Source organism: Bacillus sp. FSL W8-0519 (assembly GCF_038005585.1).
In the GTDB taxonomy this organism is placed as follows: domain Bacteria; phylum Bacillota; class Bacilli; order Bacillales; family Bacillaceae_G; genus Bacillus_A; species Bacillus_A paranthracis.
Genome location: NZ_JBBOTL010000001.1, coordinates 5,200,546 through 5,214,993 on the forward strand (window position 1 = coordinate 5,200,546; position 14,448 = coordinate 5,214,993).

Here is a 14,448-nt window from a genome sequence, read left to right on the forward strand (position 1 = left end):
GGAGCGAGTTGCTCCTCTTTCTCGATTTACCGGGTCTTCTATTTCATACAAAGAAGACAATTTTCTTTACAGAAGTGTAAATAGCTAGCATGTTCAAGTCTTCTGGACAAACACCTTAAATGAGCTATTTACACTTTATTTGTTCCGTGCGATTCTCTTACTTAATTAAATCGCCAACAAATTTCGGTAATGCGAATGCTGCATTGTGTAATTCTTTTGTGTAGTATTTCGTTTCGATTTCGTGGAAACGCTCTTCACTTACTTCTAATGGATCATGTTTTTTAGATCCGATTGTGAACGTCCAAAGACCGCTTGGGTAAGTTGGAATGTTCGCTGTGTATAAACGAGTAATTGGGAAAATCTCTTTTACATCTTTAAACACAGTTGTAATTAGTTCTGGCGTAAACCAAGGGTTGTCCGTTTGTGCAACGAAAATACCATCTTCTTTTAACGCTTTTGAAATTCCAGCGTAGAAGCCTTTTGTAAATAGGTTTACTGCTGGTCCTACTGGCTCAGTAGAATCTACCATAATTACGTCATATTCATTTTCGCTTTCTGCGATATGTAGGAAACCGTCTCCTACTTTTACTTCTACACGCTCATTATCTAATGCACCTGCAATTGATGGTAAGTACTGTTTAGAGTACTCAATTACTTTTCCATCGATTTCAACAAGAGTTGCTTTCTTTACGCTTGGGTGTTTTAACACTTCACGAATAACACCGCCATCGCCGCCACCTACAACTAATACGTTTTCAGGGTTTGGATGTGTAAATAAAGGTACGTGCGCTACCATTTCATGATAAACGAACTCATCTTTTTCTGTTGTCATAACCATGCCATCTAAAATAAGCATGTTTCCGAACTCTTCCGTTTCGACCATATCAAGTTTTTGGAATTCTGTTTGCTCCGTATGTAATGTGCGGTTAATACGCGCCGTAATCCCAAAATGTTTTGTTTGTTTTTCAGTGAACCATAGTTCCATCGTACAATCACGCCTTTCAATGCAAATTTATAATAGGGACATCATTAATGTCCCCTAACAAAAATAAAACAAAACATCCAAAATGTATAGTTAAAAGTACAAAAATACCGAAAATATATTTTAGTCAGAGCGTTCTAACATATACATATAAAGAAAACCCTTTCTTAAGAAAGGGCTTTTCTCTCTACTTCTACCTGTTTTCGAATCGGAATTAAAATCATTACACAACCAACTAATACAACAATCCCACCTACTAAAAATGGACTTTGCGGTGAAACAGCGTGGCCGATAATCCCTGATAAAATGGGAGCAATTGCGCCACCTAACCAACGAACGAAGTTATAAACACCAGATGTAACAGATCTTTCATAAGGTGAAATATCCATTACATAACTTGTAAATAATGCATTATTTAATCCTGATGCTAATCCTGATAGAACAATTAATACAATTTGTAACCACATAATTTTCACGAAGAATAGTGCAATTAAGAATAGCGCAAATACGAGTAAACTGCCTTTCAACAATGTTTTCGGCTCATATTTCCCTTCTAGCTTATGTGCTAAAATTGCAGAACCGTAAGCTAACGCGAGTCCCCATCCACAAAATACAAAACCTAATTGAATAGCAGATAAATGCATAATAAGTGGTGAATATGCTAACACAACGAAAAATCCGTAGTAGTATAACATTCCTGAAATGGCGCCTTGCATAAACGGCTTATACTTCACCAGGTTAAGTAATTCTCCTACGCCTGCCGCTTTACGCTTCACTTTTCGCTCTGGTTCTTTCACAAAGAAGAAAACTAAAATAAATGCTAAGAAAATTAAAATACTCGTCGCAAAAAATGGGTAACGCCAAGAATGTCCACCTAATATCCCGCCTAATAATGGTCCACCTGCCATTCCTAAACCGATAGCTGCTTCATATAACCCTACTGCTTCATGAACTTCTTTACTTAATGCAATCAATAAAGTCATCGCCGTTGCGAAGAACATCGCATTCCCTAATCCCCATCCAGCGCGGAAAAGAGATAACTGAGCAATCGTTTGCGATATACCGCATATAAACGCAAATACAGTCACGATGGCAAGACCGATTGTCATCATTCGTTTATCACCAAATCTCGATGCAAATATTCCAGCTGGTAACATCATAATTGCCATCGTTAAAATATATGCTGTAAATAACATCTCTACTTGCCAATGCGATGCACCAATCTTTTCAGCAATAATTGGCAAAATTGGATCGACTACCCCTATACCTGAAAAGGCAAGGAAAGTAGCCAACACTGTAATCAATCTCCCTAGTTTTTGTTTGCTCTCCATTTTGATTACTCTCCTTTTGTATTCTCTAAAAATGTCACTGCACGATGTAAGCTGTCTTCAAGTTCTCCCTTTACACGCTGCATTTTCTCCATTTTCTCGTCTAGCGTTTGCACTTGTTTTTCAAGCATCTCTTTAATTTCTTGAATCACTTCACGATCACGGGGATTCTCACTATTTCTTCTTTGCTCCATTCTTTCTTTTAACGATAAAAAATGTTGCATTTCTTGAAGCGTAATCCCTAACACTTCTTTCGCTTCCACAATTCTTTTAATTCTAGCGATATCTTCGTCTGTATACAGGCGAATGTTCCCCTCACTACGTTCTGGGGGATGAATTAAACCAATTTCCTCATAATAACGAAGTGTACGTTTTGTTAAACCAACTTGCTTTGTAACTTCATCAATCTTATACATGTTTATTCCTCCCTTCACTCGATTATTACATTTTACGTTAACGTTAACTTTTGTGCAACTGTTAGACTTTTGTAAATGTTTGTCATATTAAATTGTATTTTTTCAAAAGCAGTTTCATAATGAAAGAAAAGAAATGATAAGGAGAATTTCACATGAGTAAACCACTTATTTTCGCTCATCGCGGCGTAAAAGGAACACATCCAGAAAATACGATGATTGCCTTCCAAGAAGCTGAACGCATCGGCGCCCATGGAATTGAGCTTGATGTCCACCTATCAAAAGATGGTGAACTTGTCGTAATTCACGATGAAACAGTCGATCGTACAACGAATGATGTAGGTCTTGTCTCTGAAAAAACGGTAAAAGAGTTACAAGCTTTAGATGCCGGCAGCCATAAAGATCCTTCTTTCCATGAAGCAAAAATCCCAACGTTACGCGAAGTATTCATTTGGTTATCTACAACAAAGTTACAGCTCAACATTGAGTTAAAGACAGATGTCATTCACTATCCAAACATTGAAGAAAAAGTTGTTGCTCTCGTTCGAGAATATCATCTTTCTAATCAAATTGTATTCTCTTCATTTAATCACGACTCTGTTTCATTATTAGCAGAAATAGCTCCTGAAATCCCAAGAGCAATTTTATATGACACACCTCTTGCTGATCCTATCGCTGAAGCGAAAACTAGAGAAGCAACTGGTTTACATCCAAACTTTCAACTACTAACAAAGGAATTTGTTCAACTAGCGCAAAAACAAGGGTACGTTTTCCGCCCTTATACAATTAACGAATACAAAGATTTGCAAACTATGATTGATTATGGCGTAGATGTCATTATTACCGATTGGCCAGCACGTGCATTTGAGCTCCTTTCTTAATTGAAGGAGCTCTTTATTTTCGAAATTTCATTGTTTAAAATAATCGAAAACCCTCAATACTAATACAATAATGTTTGTATGAATGAGGGGCTGAAAAAGATGGATCAAACTATGAATCCAAAACTTAAAAAATATAAACGTCTTTTCTTCACCGTAATGTTTTCTTCTGTTCTTTTTTTCGTTTTCTCCTTTTTTGTTATTATTATAGTTGCAAAAATTATGGGACCTCCTCCTGTTGCTGTCCCGCAAACAAGTGTCTTTTACGCTAATGATGACACTGTTATAGGACAAAGTAATCAGGTACAAAAACGCTACAATGTATCTCTCAATGAAATTTCTCCTTATGTAAAAGAGGCAACACTATCTATCGAAGATCAACGATTCTACAAACATCATGGCTTTGATATGAAGCGTATTGCTGGTGCCATTGTTGCTGATTTAAAAGCGATGGCAAAAGTCCAAGGTGCTAGTACGATTACACAACAGTATGCCCGTAACCTATACTTAGATCATGATAAAACGTGGAAACGTAAACTATTAGAAGCAATGTACACAATCCGTCTTGAAGTGAATTATAATAAAAATCATATTTTAGAAGGATATTTAAATACAATTTATTACGGGCATGGTGCTTATGGAATCGAAGCTGCGTCCCGTCTATATTTTGATAAAACAGCAAAAGAATTAACATTAGCGGAAGCTAGTATGCTCGCGGGTATACCAAAAGGACCTAGTGTCTACTCTCCCTTTTTAAAAAAAGATCGTGCGAAAGAACGACAATCTCTTATATTAGATGAAATGGTAGAACAAGGCTATATTACGAAGAAACAAGCAGCTTCAGCAAAGAAAGAATCACTAACTTTCGCTTCATTAGATACGAAAAAAGTCGCAGAGGTTGCGCCTTATTTCCAAGATGCTGTACAAGCTTCTCTTCTTCGCGATGTCGGATTAGATGAGCAAGCCTTACAAAAAGGCGGCTTGCGTATTTATACAACGCTAGACCCAAAATTACAATCAGTTGCAGAACAAGCTGTAAAAGACCACATACCTGACACGACAAACATACAAACTGCGCTCGTCTCTATGAATCCAAAAACAGGTGAAGTAGCTGCCCTTGTTGGTGGAACTGATTATAATACAAGTCAATTTAACAGGGCTACACAGGCCGCTCGCCAGCCTGGATCTACATTTAAGCCATTTCTATATTATGCGGCATTAGAACGAGGATTCACCCCTGCTACGCGCTTAAAAAGCGAATACACCGTGTTCACTTTAGGTGACGGTGTTTCAAAGTATAAACCGAAAAACTATAAAGACTATTATGCAGACGATTTTGTAACAATGGCGCAAGCTCTTGCGGTCTCTGATAACGTATATGCCGTGAAGACTAATTTATTTTTAGGCGAAGACATTCTTACAAAGACAGCGAAGCAATTCGGCATTAAAAGTGCATTAAAAGATGTCCCTTCCCTCGCGCTCGGTACATCTCCTGTAAAACCAATTGAAATGGTTAACGCTTATAGCATGTTCGCAAACGGGGGAAAAGAAGTAAAACCTATTTTCATTCGCCGCATTATGGATCATGAAGGAAATATTTTATACGATGCTCATTTGGAGAGTAAACAAGTTCTTGATAAGAGCAAAGCATTTGTGATGGAAGAAATGATGACAGGCATGTTTAATAAAAAACTAAGCAGTTATGCTGCTGTAACTGGTCAATCAATGTTATCTAAACTATCAAGAACCTATGCCGGAAAATCTGGTTCTACCGAAACAGATAGTTGGATGATTGGGTTTACCCCGCAACTCGTAACTGGCGTATGGGTTGGATATGATCAACCTAAATCAATTTCAAACGTAGCAGAACAAGGCTATGCGAAAAGAATATGGACTGATACGATGGAGAAAGGCTTAGATGGACAGCCTAAAAAAGAGTTTAAACAACCAAGTGACGTCGTTGCAGTCGATATTAACCCTGAAAACGGGAAAATCGCTACAAAAAATTGTCCAATTTCAGTGAAAATGTATTTTGCAAAAGGTACAGAACCAACTGAATATTGTATGGATCACGTTGATGATAAAGAGGAATTTGAAAAGACAACTGAAGAAAAGAAAAAAACAAGTTGGTGGAAAAAATATCTTCCTTGGTAAAAAAAAATAGCTGACGGACATCCGTCAGCTATTTTTTATTCACTTAATAAAGCACGGCGCAATTCTTCGCTAGACTCGTTCCAAATCGCTTCATTATGTTCTTTTAAGAATGTACCAAGTACTTTTTTAGATGATTCGTCCATATGTTCAACCATAATGTGACGCTTCAATGATTTATCCATTTTGTTTACGTGCTCTGGAAGTGACTTATATCCGCGGCGAATTTCACGGTCAACTGTCATTTCACAAGCTGTTACACCTGCGTAATACGCACCTGTTGCTGTTCTTTCAATCGTTACCCATACAAGCCAGTATGGTTTTCCGTTTGGAACTTCATCTTTATTTGTTAAAAACTTAATACCTTTTTCTACTGTACTACGTGCATGCATCGCACCGATATCAACAAATGCTGTTTTCTCTAGTACATCGACAAATACAGGTGAAATGTTTTCTAGACTTAATGCCCCAACGCCAAAACCACCATGTCCATCTGTTGAATCATTTTTCACGATATTAAAACCGATTTTTTTCTTTTTCTCTGTCATATGTAAATTCCTCCTCACTTAATGATTATAAAAGGCCAAAGATAGGCGCAATAATACTGTTTAAAAATGCAAATACGTATGGAATGACAACATTAAAAATAGGTTGGATTGTGTAATTGCTAAGCGGTGTAATAACTAGAATTAATAAAGCAATTGCCCCGTATTTTTCGTACTGTGTCATTTTCGCACGAATATTTGTTGGTGCTAAATCCTCCACTACGCGATATCCATCAAGTGGCGGGATTGGTAATAAGTTAAAGACAAGTAAAACGATATTCAACATAATAAAAATCTGGAAAAATTGAGCTAGCGTATCTGCTACTGCAAATGGAATTGAGTCTAATACACCAAATGTTAATAAGCTATACCAAATAATTAAACCGATTGCGCTTAAAATTAAGTTACTAATCGGTCCTGCAATTGAAACTAATATACCTGCAAGACGAGGTCTTTTAAAGTTATATGGGTTAACAGGAACTGGTCTCGCCCAACCAAAACCAAGAATTAATACAGCAATCATCCCGATAGGATCTAAATGTGCCATCGGCGATAAAGTTAAGCGCCCTTGTCTCTTTGCTGTATCGTCTCCAAATTTATATGCTACATATGCATGCGCAAATTCATGCACTGATAATGCGATAATAATGGCCATTGCTACCAAAGGAATTTGGTGCAACGGGTATCTAAATAACTGATCCATGCTTCATCTCCTCTTCCATATGTCAAAAAAGAAATTATTTGTTTTTTGATTGTTCTTCCACATAATCCGCTATAATAAGAGTGTAACTTACATAAAAGGAGCGATTATATATGCCATACGTAACAGTGAAAATGCTAGAAGGACGCACAGAGGAACAAAAGAAAGCTCTTGCTGAGAAAGTAACAGCAGCAGTAAGCGAAACAACTGGTGCTCCTGAAGAAAACATCGTTGTTTTCATCGAAGAAATGTCTAAAAACCATTATGCAGTTGGCGGAAAACGCTTAAGCGACAAATAATTTCAAGTTCTTTCATAAGAAGCAGCTTTTAGCTGCTTCTTATTTTTTGCCTTCGAGTAACTCGATGATTCTCTCTTTATATTTTCCTTTTCTTCCATCTTCATAGATTAAATCATGCGGGTAGAATAGCTTTTGATCCCTTCTCTTCTTACCAGTAATCGCCTCAACAATATCCGATTCACGTGAAAGCTCTCTAAGTTCTCCATTTGGCATAAGAAGTAAGATTGGTAGACGTTCTTCTTCTTCACCAGCACGGTAAAAGTCGTACGGTAAGTCTGATGTTGAATCAACTACTAAATAGTATTCTGGATCGAGTCCAATCTTTTTAAATAAGCTACTTAATTCCATCCAATTATCTAAACCGTGCTTATCTGTAAACTCTACATATTTAAATAGGTTTCGATTCATAAAACGACGGCATAAATCACTTAAAATTGGATCCTCTTCGTCTTGCCATACTTGGAAGTAATAATACATAACGTTCTCGTCTAACTTTAAATAATCCTCTACTGTTACTTCTTCTTCAAATAAAGAATAGAAATGAACCGGATGATTCTTAAATGTATAGTACTTCTCGTGCAATGATTTTGCACGGTGTAAAATCTTCGTTAAAATAACTTCAGCACTGCGTGTTACTGGATGGAAATATACTTGCCAGTACATTTGATAACGACTCATAATATAATGTTCAACAGCATGCATACCACTATTTTTAATAACTACTTGATTTCCGTACGGACGCATAACGCGCAGTATACGTTCCATATCAAAGTTTCCATACTTTACGCCAGTGAAATACGCATCTCTTAATAAATAGTCCATGCGATCTGCATCAATTTGACTGGAAATCATGCTAATCGCTAATTTATTAGTAGATGTTTTCGCAATTACATCGGCTACCTTTTGTGGGAAATCTTTATCCACACGACTTAATACACGATTAATTTCTGTATCTCCAACGATAATCTTTTGCGTAAATTTCTCATGGTCTAATGAAAATACTTTTTCAAACGAATGAGAAAACGGACCGTGACCGACATCATGAAGCAATGCCGCACATAAGCATAACAATCTATCTTCAGCATTCCAATTCGGTCTGCCATCAAACACATCATCAATCATACGACGAATAATTTCATATACACCTAACGAATGAGTAAAGCGACTATGCTCTGCACCGTGAAATGTAAAAAATGTCGTTCCAAGCTGCTTAATACGGCGCAAGCGTTGAAATTCTTTCGTTCCGATTAAATCCCAAATAACACGATCGCGCACGTGCACATATTTATGTACCGGGTCTTTAAACACTTTTGTTTCGCTGAGTTTGTCGTTTAAATATACCACTTTCCGACATCCCCCTTTCTTTACTGCATTCTTACTATATATTATAAACGAAATAGGAAACAGAAAGAAATGAAAGACTATATTAATTGCCCTTATATAAAGAAAAAATCACTTTTACCGGGGTAAAAGTGATCTCTTTTTATATATTATTTCCCTAAAACGAACTCAGCAACTTCATCTAAGATCATTTCTTTACCTAGTGGGAAGTAACCTTTGTTTAATTCTTCGTTTTTAATTGTAAATACGTGGTTGTTTTTAACAGCGTTCATATTTTTCCAAATTGATTCTTCTTGGAATTCTTTTAGGCGCTGAGAACCGTCACCAGTCGTAAATACGAATAAGTAATCTGGGTTGTAATCGATTAAAGCTTCTTTTTGTACTTGTACTAACGGTTTATCAGTTGGTGTACCTTTAACTGCTGGTAATTTTAAATCATTAAAGATTACACTACCGTAACCGTAGTCACCGTATACACGGAAAGCATTTGGATATGCAGCCATTTTCATGAATTTAGCATCGCCAGTTTTCGCAACGATTTTGTCATGTAATTTGCTTGCTTTTTCGTCATACTGTTTGAACCATTCTTTTGTTTCTTTCTCTTTACCGAAGATTTGACCTACTTCTTCGAATTTTGGACGCCATTGGTCTAATGGAGTTTTTAACATAACTGTTGGTGCAATTTTAGATAATTGATCATAAATCTTTTCTTGACGATTATTTACAAGAATTAAGTCTGGTTTTGCAGCAGCTACTGCTTCGATGTTAATTTTATCTCCCCAAGCAGAACCAACTGGTTTTACGTCTTTTAATTTCTTTTCAATATGTGCATCAATTTTTTCTTGAGATGTATTAGCAGTAATAATTGGTTTCATACCAAAGATTAATAATTCTTCTGTTGAACCACTAAGGTCAGCAATTTTCTTGGGATTTGCAGGGATTTTAATTTCCCCTTTTGCATGTTGTACAGTGCGCTCTTCAGTCTTCGCATCCTTCGCATCTGCTTTCTTCTCTTCTTTGTTAGAACAAGCTGCAAATAGTACAGAAGTAACGACTAGTACCATTGCTAATAACGCCATTTTAAAATTCTTCATGTTCCCACTCCTTCTAGCTGTATTTCTCTTATAAGTTACAGTGAACTATAAGAAACAAGGTTAACAATTAATAAATATATATTGATTAATTGTTGCTTATGCCCCCGTTCTAACGGGTGTTCAACTTCCTATTTACTAATAAGAAGCTCAACGTCCATTAGAAGCCCCCCCTCTTTACGAGGGGGATTCTACTTATGCTTTTTTACGCAATTGATTACTAATCATCGCTAAATCATACGTTAAACAAATTGGCTTACAGTTTACTGGACATGGAACAATTTGAGCTTCAATCTCAAATACATTACGAAGTGTTTCACTCGTCATCACTTCATCTGGCGTTCCTTGTTTCATTAACTTACCAGCTTTTAATGCAATCATATGATCTGAGAAACGAGAAGCATGGTTTAAGTCATGGATAACCATAACAATCGTTCTACCTTCTTCTTCATTTAACTTTTTCAATAAGTTTAATACTTCTAATTGATGGGCCATATCTAAGTACGTTGTCGGTTCATCTAATACGAGTAATTCTGTCCCTTGTGCAAGAGCCATCGCAATCCATACGCGTTGACGTTGCCCACCTGATAATGCCTCTGCTGGACGATTTGCGAATTCTGTCATTCCCGTCACTTCAAGTGCCCAATGAATGTAGCGATAATCCTCTTCTTTCAACGTTCCAAATCCTTTTTGATGAGGAAAGCGTCCATATGAAACGAGTTCAAATACAGTAAGGCCAGTTGGTACTTCTGCAGTCTGTGGTAAAATTGCCATTTTCTTTGCGATTTCTTTCGTTGGTTGTTTCTCGATTGCTTTTCCGTCAAGATAAACAGTACCTTTTTTTGCTTTCAAAATACGAGAAGCCGTTTTTAATAATGTGGACTTTCCACAACCATTTGGTCCAATAATTGTTGTAATTTTCCCTTCCGGAATTTCAACTGTTAATCCATCAATAATTAACCCTTCATTATAGCCAACAGATACCGCATCAACTGCTAAAGTTGCCATACAAAAAGCCTCCCTTTACTTTGTCCTCATAAGTAAGTATATAAAATACGGTGCACCAATTACAGAAATAACAAGACCGACCGGTATTTCTGAAGTTGGTAACACACTTCTTGAAATTACGTCTGCGAATAAAAGTAAAAACGTTCCTATTAGTGCAGCTGTAGGCAGCATAATTTGATGTTTCCCACCAACAAGGCGCCTCGCTAAATGGGGAGCCATTAAACCGATAAAACCAATTCCTCCGGCAACAGCGACAGATGCACCTGCTAAACAAACTGCAATAAATAATAATTTACGTCTTTCCTTTTCTACGTTTACACCAAGACCAACTGCTGTAGAGTCGCCTAGGTTCATTACATTTAGTATGTGTGCTTTACTAATAGCTAGTGGCAAGAAAATAACCATCCATGGAAGGACACTTAGCACGAACTTCCAATCTGTGCCCCAAAGACTTCCTGCTAACCAAATCGTAGCAAAGCGGAAATCGTTAGATGTCATCTTCATAGAAAAAATTAAACTAACAGCACCAAACCCGGCTGCAACAGCGATACCCACAAGTATCAATCGAGTAGATGAAACGCCGTCTTTCCATGCTAGTAAATAAATAATAACAGCTGCTAATATCGCTCCAACTAGTGCGAAGAACGGAAGAATGAATACAGATAAAAATGTACCAGTTCCTACTTTCCCGAAGAAAAAGTAGACAAAGATAACAACTGTTAATCCCGCTCCAGCGTTAATACCGATAATACCTGGATCAGCAAGTGGATTTCGTGATAACCCTTGCAAGATCGCACCTGACATAGCTAAAGCAGATCCAACTAATATAGCAATGACCATACGCGGCATACGGAATTCAAATAAAATAACAGACTGATCTTCAGCCCCGAGTCCAACCAATGACTTTAATACGTCCATTGGCGGTATTTTAAATGTCCCTGTATTTAAACTCACTAAAAATACAGTAACGATTAATCCTACTAAAATTGTTAAAACCGAAACGTTCTTTTTTGTTAAGACACTTGTCCTCACATTTTTCCTCTCCCTTCGTTACGTGCTAAGTAGAGGAAGAATGGAACCCCAATTAGCGCTGTAATTGCTCCAATTGGCGTTTCAAACGGCGGATTAATAACGCGAGATAACATATCTGCACATTCAATTAACAGCCCGCCTAAGACCGCAGAACATGGAATAACCCATCTATAGTCTGAGCCTACAAGGAAACGAGTCATATGTGGGATGACAAGACCAACAAATCCAACCGATCCTGCCATAGAAACTGCCGAACCTGTTAACACAAGAACAAGTACTGTCCCGATAAATTTAATTAATGTCGTATTTTGACCAAGTCCAATCGCAATTTCTTCACCGAAGCTTAAAATTGTAATATACCTCGACATCATAATTGCAATGAAGAGACAAACTAGACCAATCGGTACTAACATATTAATACTTTCCCATTTCACTCCAGCAACTCCGCCTGCATTCCACATACTTACCTCTTGGGCAAGATTGAAATATAGCGCAATTCCAGATGAAATGGCCCCTAATAAAGCACTAATCGCGGCACCCGCTAAAGCTAATTTCACAGGCGTTAATCCACCTGGTGAAGAAGATCCAATTCCATATACAATGCTCGCTCCAAACGCAGCACCAATAAAAGATGCGATAACGAACATTAAATAAGGTGAATTAGGGAAGAATGCATACATAATTGCAATTCCAAATACAGCCCCATCTGTAATCCCCATTAACGATGGGGATGCAAGTGGATTTCGCGTCATACCTTGCATAATTGCTCCTGATACCGCTAAAAAGGCACCTGCTACTACGCCCCCTATTGCTCTAGGCATGCGAAGTTCTTGAATTACATTATGATGCGTAATAGAACCGTCAAACTGAAATACAGCTTGCCATACAGTCTTTAAACTAATATCTGCAGCACCAAACGAAATAGACAGTGCCATGCTTAAAGCTAACAAAATTGTACCTGCTACTAAAATAATAGAGGCAATGAGCGGCCTGCTCTTAATCTCTTTAACATTCACATCTTGCTGTTCTATACTCCTTGCGCTCGCTTCCATCCCTCAACCATCCTAACCAACAACATATGTTTAATTTAATGAAATGAAATTTATTCTCAAATAGCAATAAAAAAATTAAATGAATCGGCCCTTTTCTGATAATGATTCTCAGAATCAGACACCTTCTATTCTACCTATCGCTTCAAAAGACTGTCAACCATTATTTTGAAATACAAATTCATATAGGCCGAGACCTTAATAAATAGATAATGCCTATCTATCATGAACTATTATCATCACCAGTTAAGCTTTCTCAGAATAGATTCTTCCTCTTATGGGCATAAAAAAAGAAGAGTAATCTGTTCACTCTTCTTTTCCTTACTTATTTAACTTTGCTTCAATTTTTACAATTAATTCGTCTTCTGTTGGCGCTGCAACTGGACGATTATTTACAAATGCGAATGATTTTTTACGGCCAGGGCCACAGTAAGACTGACATCCAACTTCAATCGTTGCACATGAATCTACTTTTTTTAGCTTTGGAATCAGCGTTTTAACGTTCGTTGCCTGACAATCATCACACACACGAAATTCGTTTCCCATTATATAACACTTCCTCTATTTTAAACTTTTCTCAAGTACATTTAAAAATAAACACTAAATGGTATTTTACCGCTCTTTGAAGCTCGTTGCAAGTTTCCTTTCGACGCTCTTTCCACATATAATGCTACATATGTATATGTTTTCCTACAGCAGCTTCCGTCATTCTTGGCAAAATTTATCCCGCTTTAATGGGCAGTAAGATCCCCACCTTAAAATTCAGCGAAAGCAAAGAAGTTAGGTAGGGGATGAAGAACCTCCCACTGATGAAAGTTTCACTTTATACCTCTCATCGAAATCTACCATATTTTTAAAAGCTTTGTATAAAAGCTCATTTTTTTGCCCATTATAAAAATAGGAAGTTCATAAAAAGAAAGGGAGTTGAATCTATGAAAGTAAGACAAGATGCTTGGACGGATGAGGATGATTTATTACTTGCTGAAACTGTACTTCGTCACGTTCGAGAAGGAAGTACCCAATTAAATGCATTTGAAGAAGTAGGAGACAGATTAAATCGTACATCGGCTGCCTGTGGTTTCCGTTGGAATGCTGTTGTTCGCTATAGCTATGAACAAGCTCTTCAACTAGCAAAAAAACATCGTAAAGATAAAATGCGTGCTGCAAGTGGTGAACAAGCGAAAAAACGTTTACTTTATACACCACCAGCTTCAGATTCGATAACTAATTATGAAGAGTTCGTACAAGAGGAATCAATTGTACAATATAAAGAAGCTACTCCATATCAAGAAACTACCGTTCCTACTGCAAAAGGCTCTATGACAATGCAAGATGTTATTTATTTTTTACAAACAGTCGGATCTTCAAATATAAAAGTGACAGCTCTTGAAAACGAGAATACGAGATTGAAACAAGAAATTAAATCACAAATCCTTCGAAATGAAGAACTAGAAAAGAAACTGGAAAAATTAGAAAAACAATCTCATACTGTACAAGAAGATTACGAAACACTTATGAACATTATGAACCGCGCTCGTAAGTTGGCAGTCATGGATGAAGAAGAACGTTCTCAAACATCTTTCCGAATGGATCGAAACGGTAATTTAGAAAAAATTGCAGAGTAAAAAGGA

15 protein-coding genes are annotated in these 14,448 nt (G+C 37.1%); 4 read left to right on the top strand and 11 right to left on the bottom strand.

What is annotated here, in order from left to right:
* Positions 1–157 precede the first annotated feature (157 nt).
* From speE to NST14_RS27315, 3 genes are all read right to left on the bottom strand, one after another.
* The gene (gene speE / locus NST14_RS27305; RefSeq protein ID WP_000424696.1) at positions 158–985 is read right to left on the bottom strand and encodes a polyamine aminopropyltransferase; all 828 of its coding nucleotides are present in this window, start codon (positions 983–985) and stop codon (positions 158–160) included.
* Between the two features lie 164 nt (positions 986–1,149).
* A complete protein-coding gene (locus NST14_RS27310; protein WP_000444218.1) occupies positions 1,150–2,313 on the bottom strand; it encodes an MFS transporter in 1,164 nt (387 codons plus the stop codon).
* Between the two features lie 5 nt (positions 2,314–2,318).
* Entirely contained in the window at positions 2,319–2,726 is a 408-nt protein-coding gene (locus NST14_RS27315) for a MerR family transcriptional regulator (protein ID WP_229143358.1), read from the bottom strand.
* Between the two features lie 152 nt (positions 2,727–2,878).
* On the opposite strand from NST14_RS27315, the gene NST14_RS27320 reads away from it, so the two are divergent.
* Positions 2,879–3,604 carry a glycerophosphodiester phosphodiesterase gene (locus tag NST14_RS27320; protein WP_000042763.1) on the top strand — a complete coding sequence of 242 codons (726 nt, stop codon included), beginning with the start codon at positions 2,879–2,881 and terminating at the stop codon, positions 3,602–3,604.
* Positions 3,605–3,703: 99 nt separating this feature from the next.
* Complete coding sequence (locus NST14_RS27325) at positions 3,704–5,755, top strand: transglycosylase domain-containing protein (RefSeq protein ID WP_000372994.1); 2,052 nt, start codon at positions 3,704–3,706, stop codon at positions 5,753–5,755.
* Positions 5,756–5,790: 35 nt separating this feature from the next.
* Here NST14_RS27325 and NST14_RS27330 read toward each other — a convergent pair whose 3' ends face one another.
* Together NST14_RS27330 and NST14_RS27335 are read right to left on the bottom strand one after the other, a co-directional pair.
* Positions 5,791–6,300, bottom strand: a complete 510-nt coding sequence (locus tag NST14_RS27330; protein ID WP_000136688.1) for a YwhD family protein — start codon at positions 6,298–6,300, stop codon at positions 5,791–5,793.
* A gap of 25 nt (positions 6,301–6,325) precedes the next feature.
* Positions 6,326–7,000 (bottom strand): site-2 protease family protein, encoded by a 675-nt coding sequence (locus NST14_RS27335; RefSeq protein ID WP_000372461.1) that lies wholly within the window; start codon positions 6,998–7,000, stop codon positions 6,326–6,328.
* A 110-nt stretch (positions 7,001–7,110) separates the two neighbouring features.
* On the opposite strand from NST14_RS27335, the gene NST14_RS27340 reads away from it, so the two are divergent.
* A complete protein-coding gene (locus NST14_RS27340) occupies positions 7,111–7,296 on the top strand; it encodes a 2-hydroxymuconate tautomerase (RefSeq protein ID WP_001147171.1) in 186 nt (61 codons plus the stop codon).
* A 39-nt stretch (positions 7,297–7,335) separates the two neighbouring features.
* On the opposite strand, the gene NST14_RS27345 is transcribed toward NST14_RS27340, so the two are convergent.
* The 6 genes from NST14_RS27345 to NST14_RS27370 all read right to left on the bottom strand — a co-directional run bounded on the left by NST14_RS27345 (position 7,336) and on the right by NST14_RS27370 (position 13,363).
* Complete coding sequence (locus NST14_RS27345) at positions 7,336–8,640, bottom strand: HD domain-containing protein (protein ID WP_000262739.1); 1,305 nt, start codon at positions 8,638–8,640, stop codon at positions 7,336–7,338.
* 146 nt (positions 8,641–8,786) lie between these two features.
* Positions 8,787–9,731 (bottom strand): ABC transporter substrate-binding protein, encoded by a 945-nt coding sequence (locus NST14_RS27350; RefSeq protein ID WP_000787743.1) that lies wholly within the window; start codon positions 9,729–9,731, stop codon positions 8,787–8,789.
* A 192-nt stretch (positions 9,732–9,923) separates the two neighbouring features.
* Positions 9,924–10,736, bottom strand: a complete 813-nt coding sequence (locus tag NST14_RS27355) for an ABC transporter ATP-binding protein (RefSeq protein ID WP_000212060.1) — start codon at positions 10,734–10,736, stop codon at positions 9,924–9,926.
* 15 nt (positions 10,737–10,751) lie between these two features.
* A complete protein-coding gene (locus tag NST14_RS27360) occupies positions 10,752–11,768 on the bottom strand; it encodes a FecCD family ABC transporter permease (protein WP_001260776.1) in 1,017 nt (338 codons plus the stop codon).
* A complete protein-coding gene (locus NST14_RS27365) occupies positions 11,765–12,820 on the bottom strand; it encodes a FecCD family ABC transporter permease (RefSeq protein ID WP_000388276.1) in 1,056 nt (351 codons plus the stop codon). The genes NST14_RS27360 and NST14_RS27365 overlap by 4 nt, the downstream gene beginning before the upstream one ends.
* Before the next feature lie 318 nt (positions 12,821–13,138).
* Positions 13,139–13,363, bottom strand: coding sequence for a DUF1450 domain-containing protein (locus NST14_RS27370; RefSeq protein ID WP_000526077.1), 225 nt, complete (start codon positions 13,361–13,363; stop codon positions 13,139–13,141).
* 386 nt (positions 13,364–13,749) lie between these two features.
* Here NST14_RS27370 and NST14_RS27375 point away from each other — a divergent pair, with 386 nt between their 5' ends.
* Complete coding sequence (locus NST14_RS27375) at positions 13,750–14,442, top strand: RsfA family transcriptional regulator (protein WP_000868375.1); 693 nt, start codon at positions 13,750–13,752, stop codon at positions 14,440–14,442.
* Positions 14,443–14,448 lie beyond the last annotated feature (6 nt).

What these genes read in the sequence shown, in the direction of transcription:
- NST14_RS27370 (WP_000526077.1), bottom strand. Translation starts at nt 13,363, where the DNA reads ATGGGAAACGAATTTCGTGTGTGTGATGATTGTCAGGCAACGAACGTT.
- NST14_RS27350 (WP_000787743.1), bottom strand. Translation starts at nt 9,731, where the DNA reads ATGAAGAATTTTAAAATGGCGTTATTAGCAATGGTACTAGTCGTTACT.
- NST14_RS27365 (WP_000388276.1), bottom strand. Translation starts at nt 12,820, where the DNA reads ATGGAAGCGAGCGCAAGGAGTATAGAACAGCAAGATGTGAATGTTAAA.
- NST14_RS27330 (WP_000136688.1), bottom strand. Translation starts at nt 6,300, where the DNA reads ATGACAGAGAAAAAGAAAAAAATCGGTTTTAATATCGTGAAAAATGAT.
- NST14_RS27320 (WP_000042763.1), top strand. Translation starts at nt 2,879, where the DNA reads ATGAGTAAACCACTTATTTTCGCTCATCGCGGCGTAAAAGGAACACAT.
- NST14_RS27325 (WP_000372994.1), top strand. Translation starts at nt 3,704, where the DNA reads ATGGATCAAACTATGAATCCAAAACTTAAAAAATATAAACGTCTTTTC.
- NST14_RS27355 (WP_000212060.1), bottom strand. Translation starts at nt 10,736, where the DNA reads ATGGCAACTTTAGCAGTTGATGCGGTATCTGTTGGCTATAATGAAGGG.
- NST14_RS27335 (WP_000372461.1), bottom strand. Translation starts at nt 7,000, where the DNA reads ATGGATCAGTTATTTAGATACCCGTTGCACCAAATTCCTTTGGTAGCA.
- speE (WP_000424696.1), bottom strand. Translation starts at nt 985, where the DNA reads ATGGAACTATGGTTCACTGAAAAACAAACAAAACATTTTGGGATTACG.
- NST14_RS27310 (WP_000444218.1), bottom strand. Translation starts at nt 2,313, where the DNA reads ATGGAGAGCAAACAAAAACTAGGGAGATTGATTACAGTGTTGGCTACT.
- NST14_RS27375 (WP_000868375.1), top strand. Translation starts at nt 13,750, where the DNA reads ATGAAAGTAAGACAAGATGCTTGGACGGATGAGGATGATTTATTACTT.
- NST14_RS27315 (WP_229143358.1), bottom strand. Translation starts at nt 2,726, where the DNA reads ATGTATAAGATTGATGAAGTTACAAAGCAAGTTGGTTTAACAAAACGT.
- NST14_RS27340 (WP_001147171.1), top strand. Translation starts at nt 7,111, where the DNA reads ATGCCATACGTAACAGTGAAAATGCTAGAAGGACGCACAGAGGAACAA.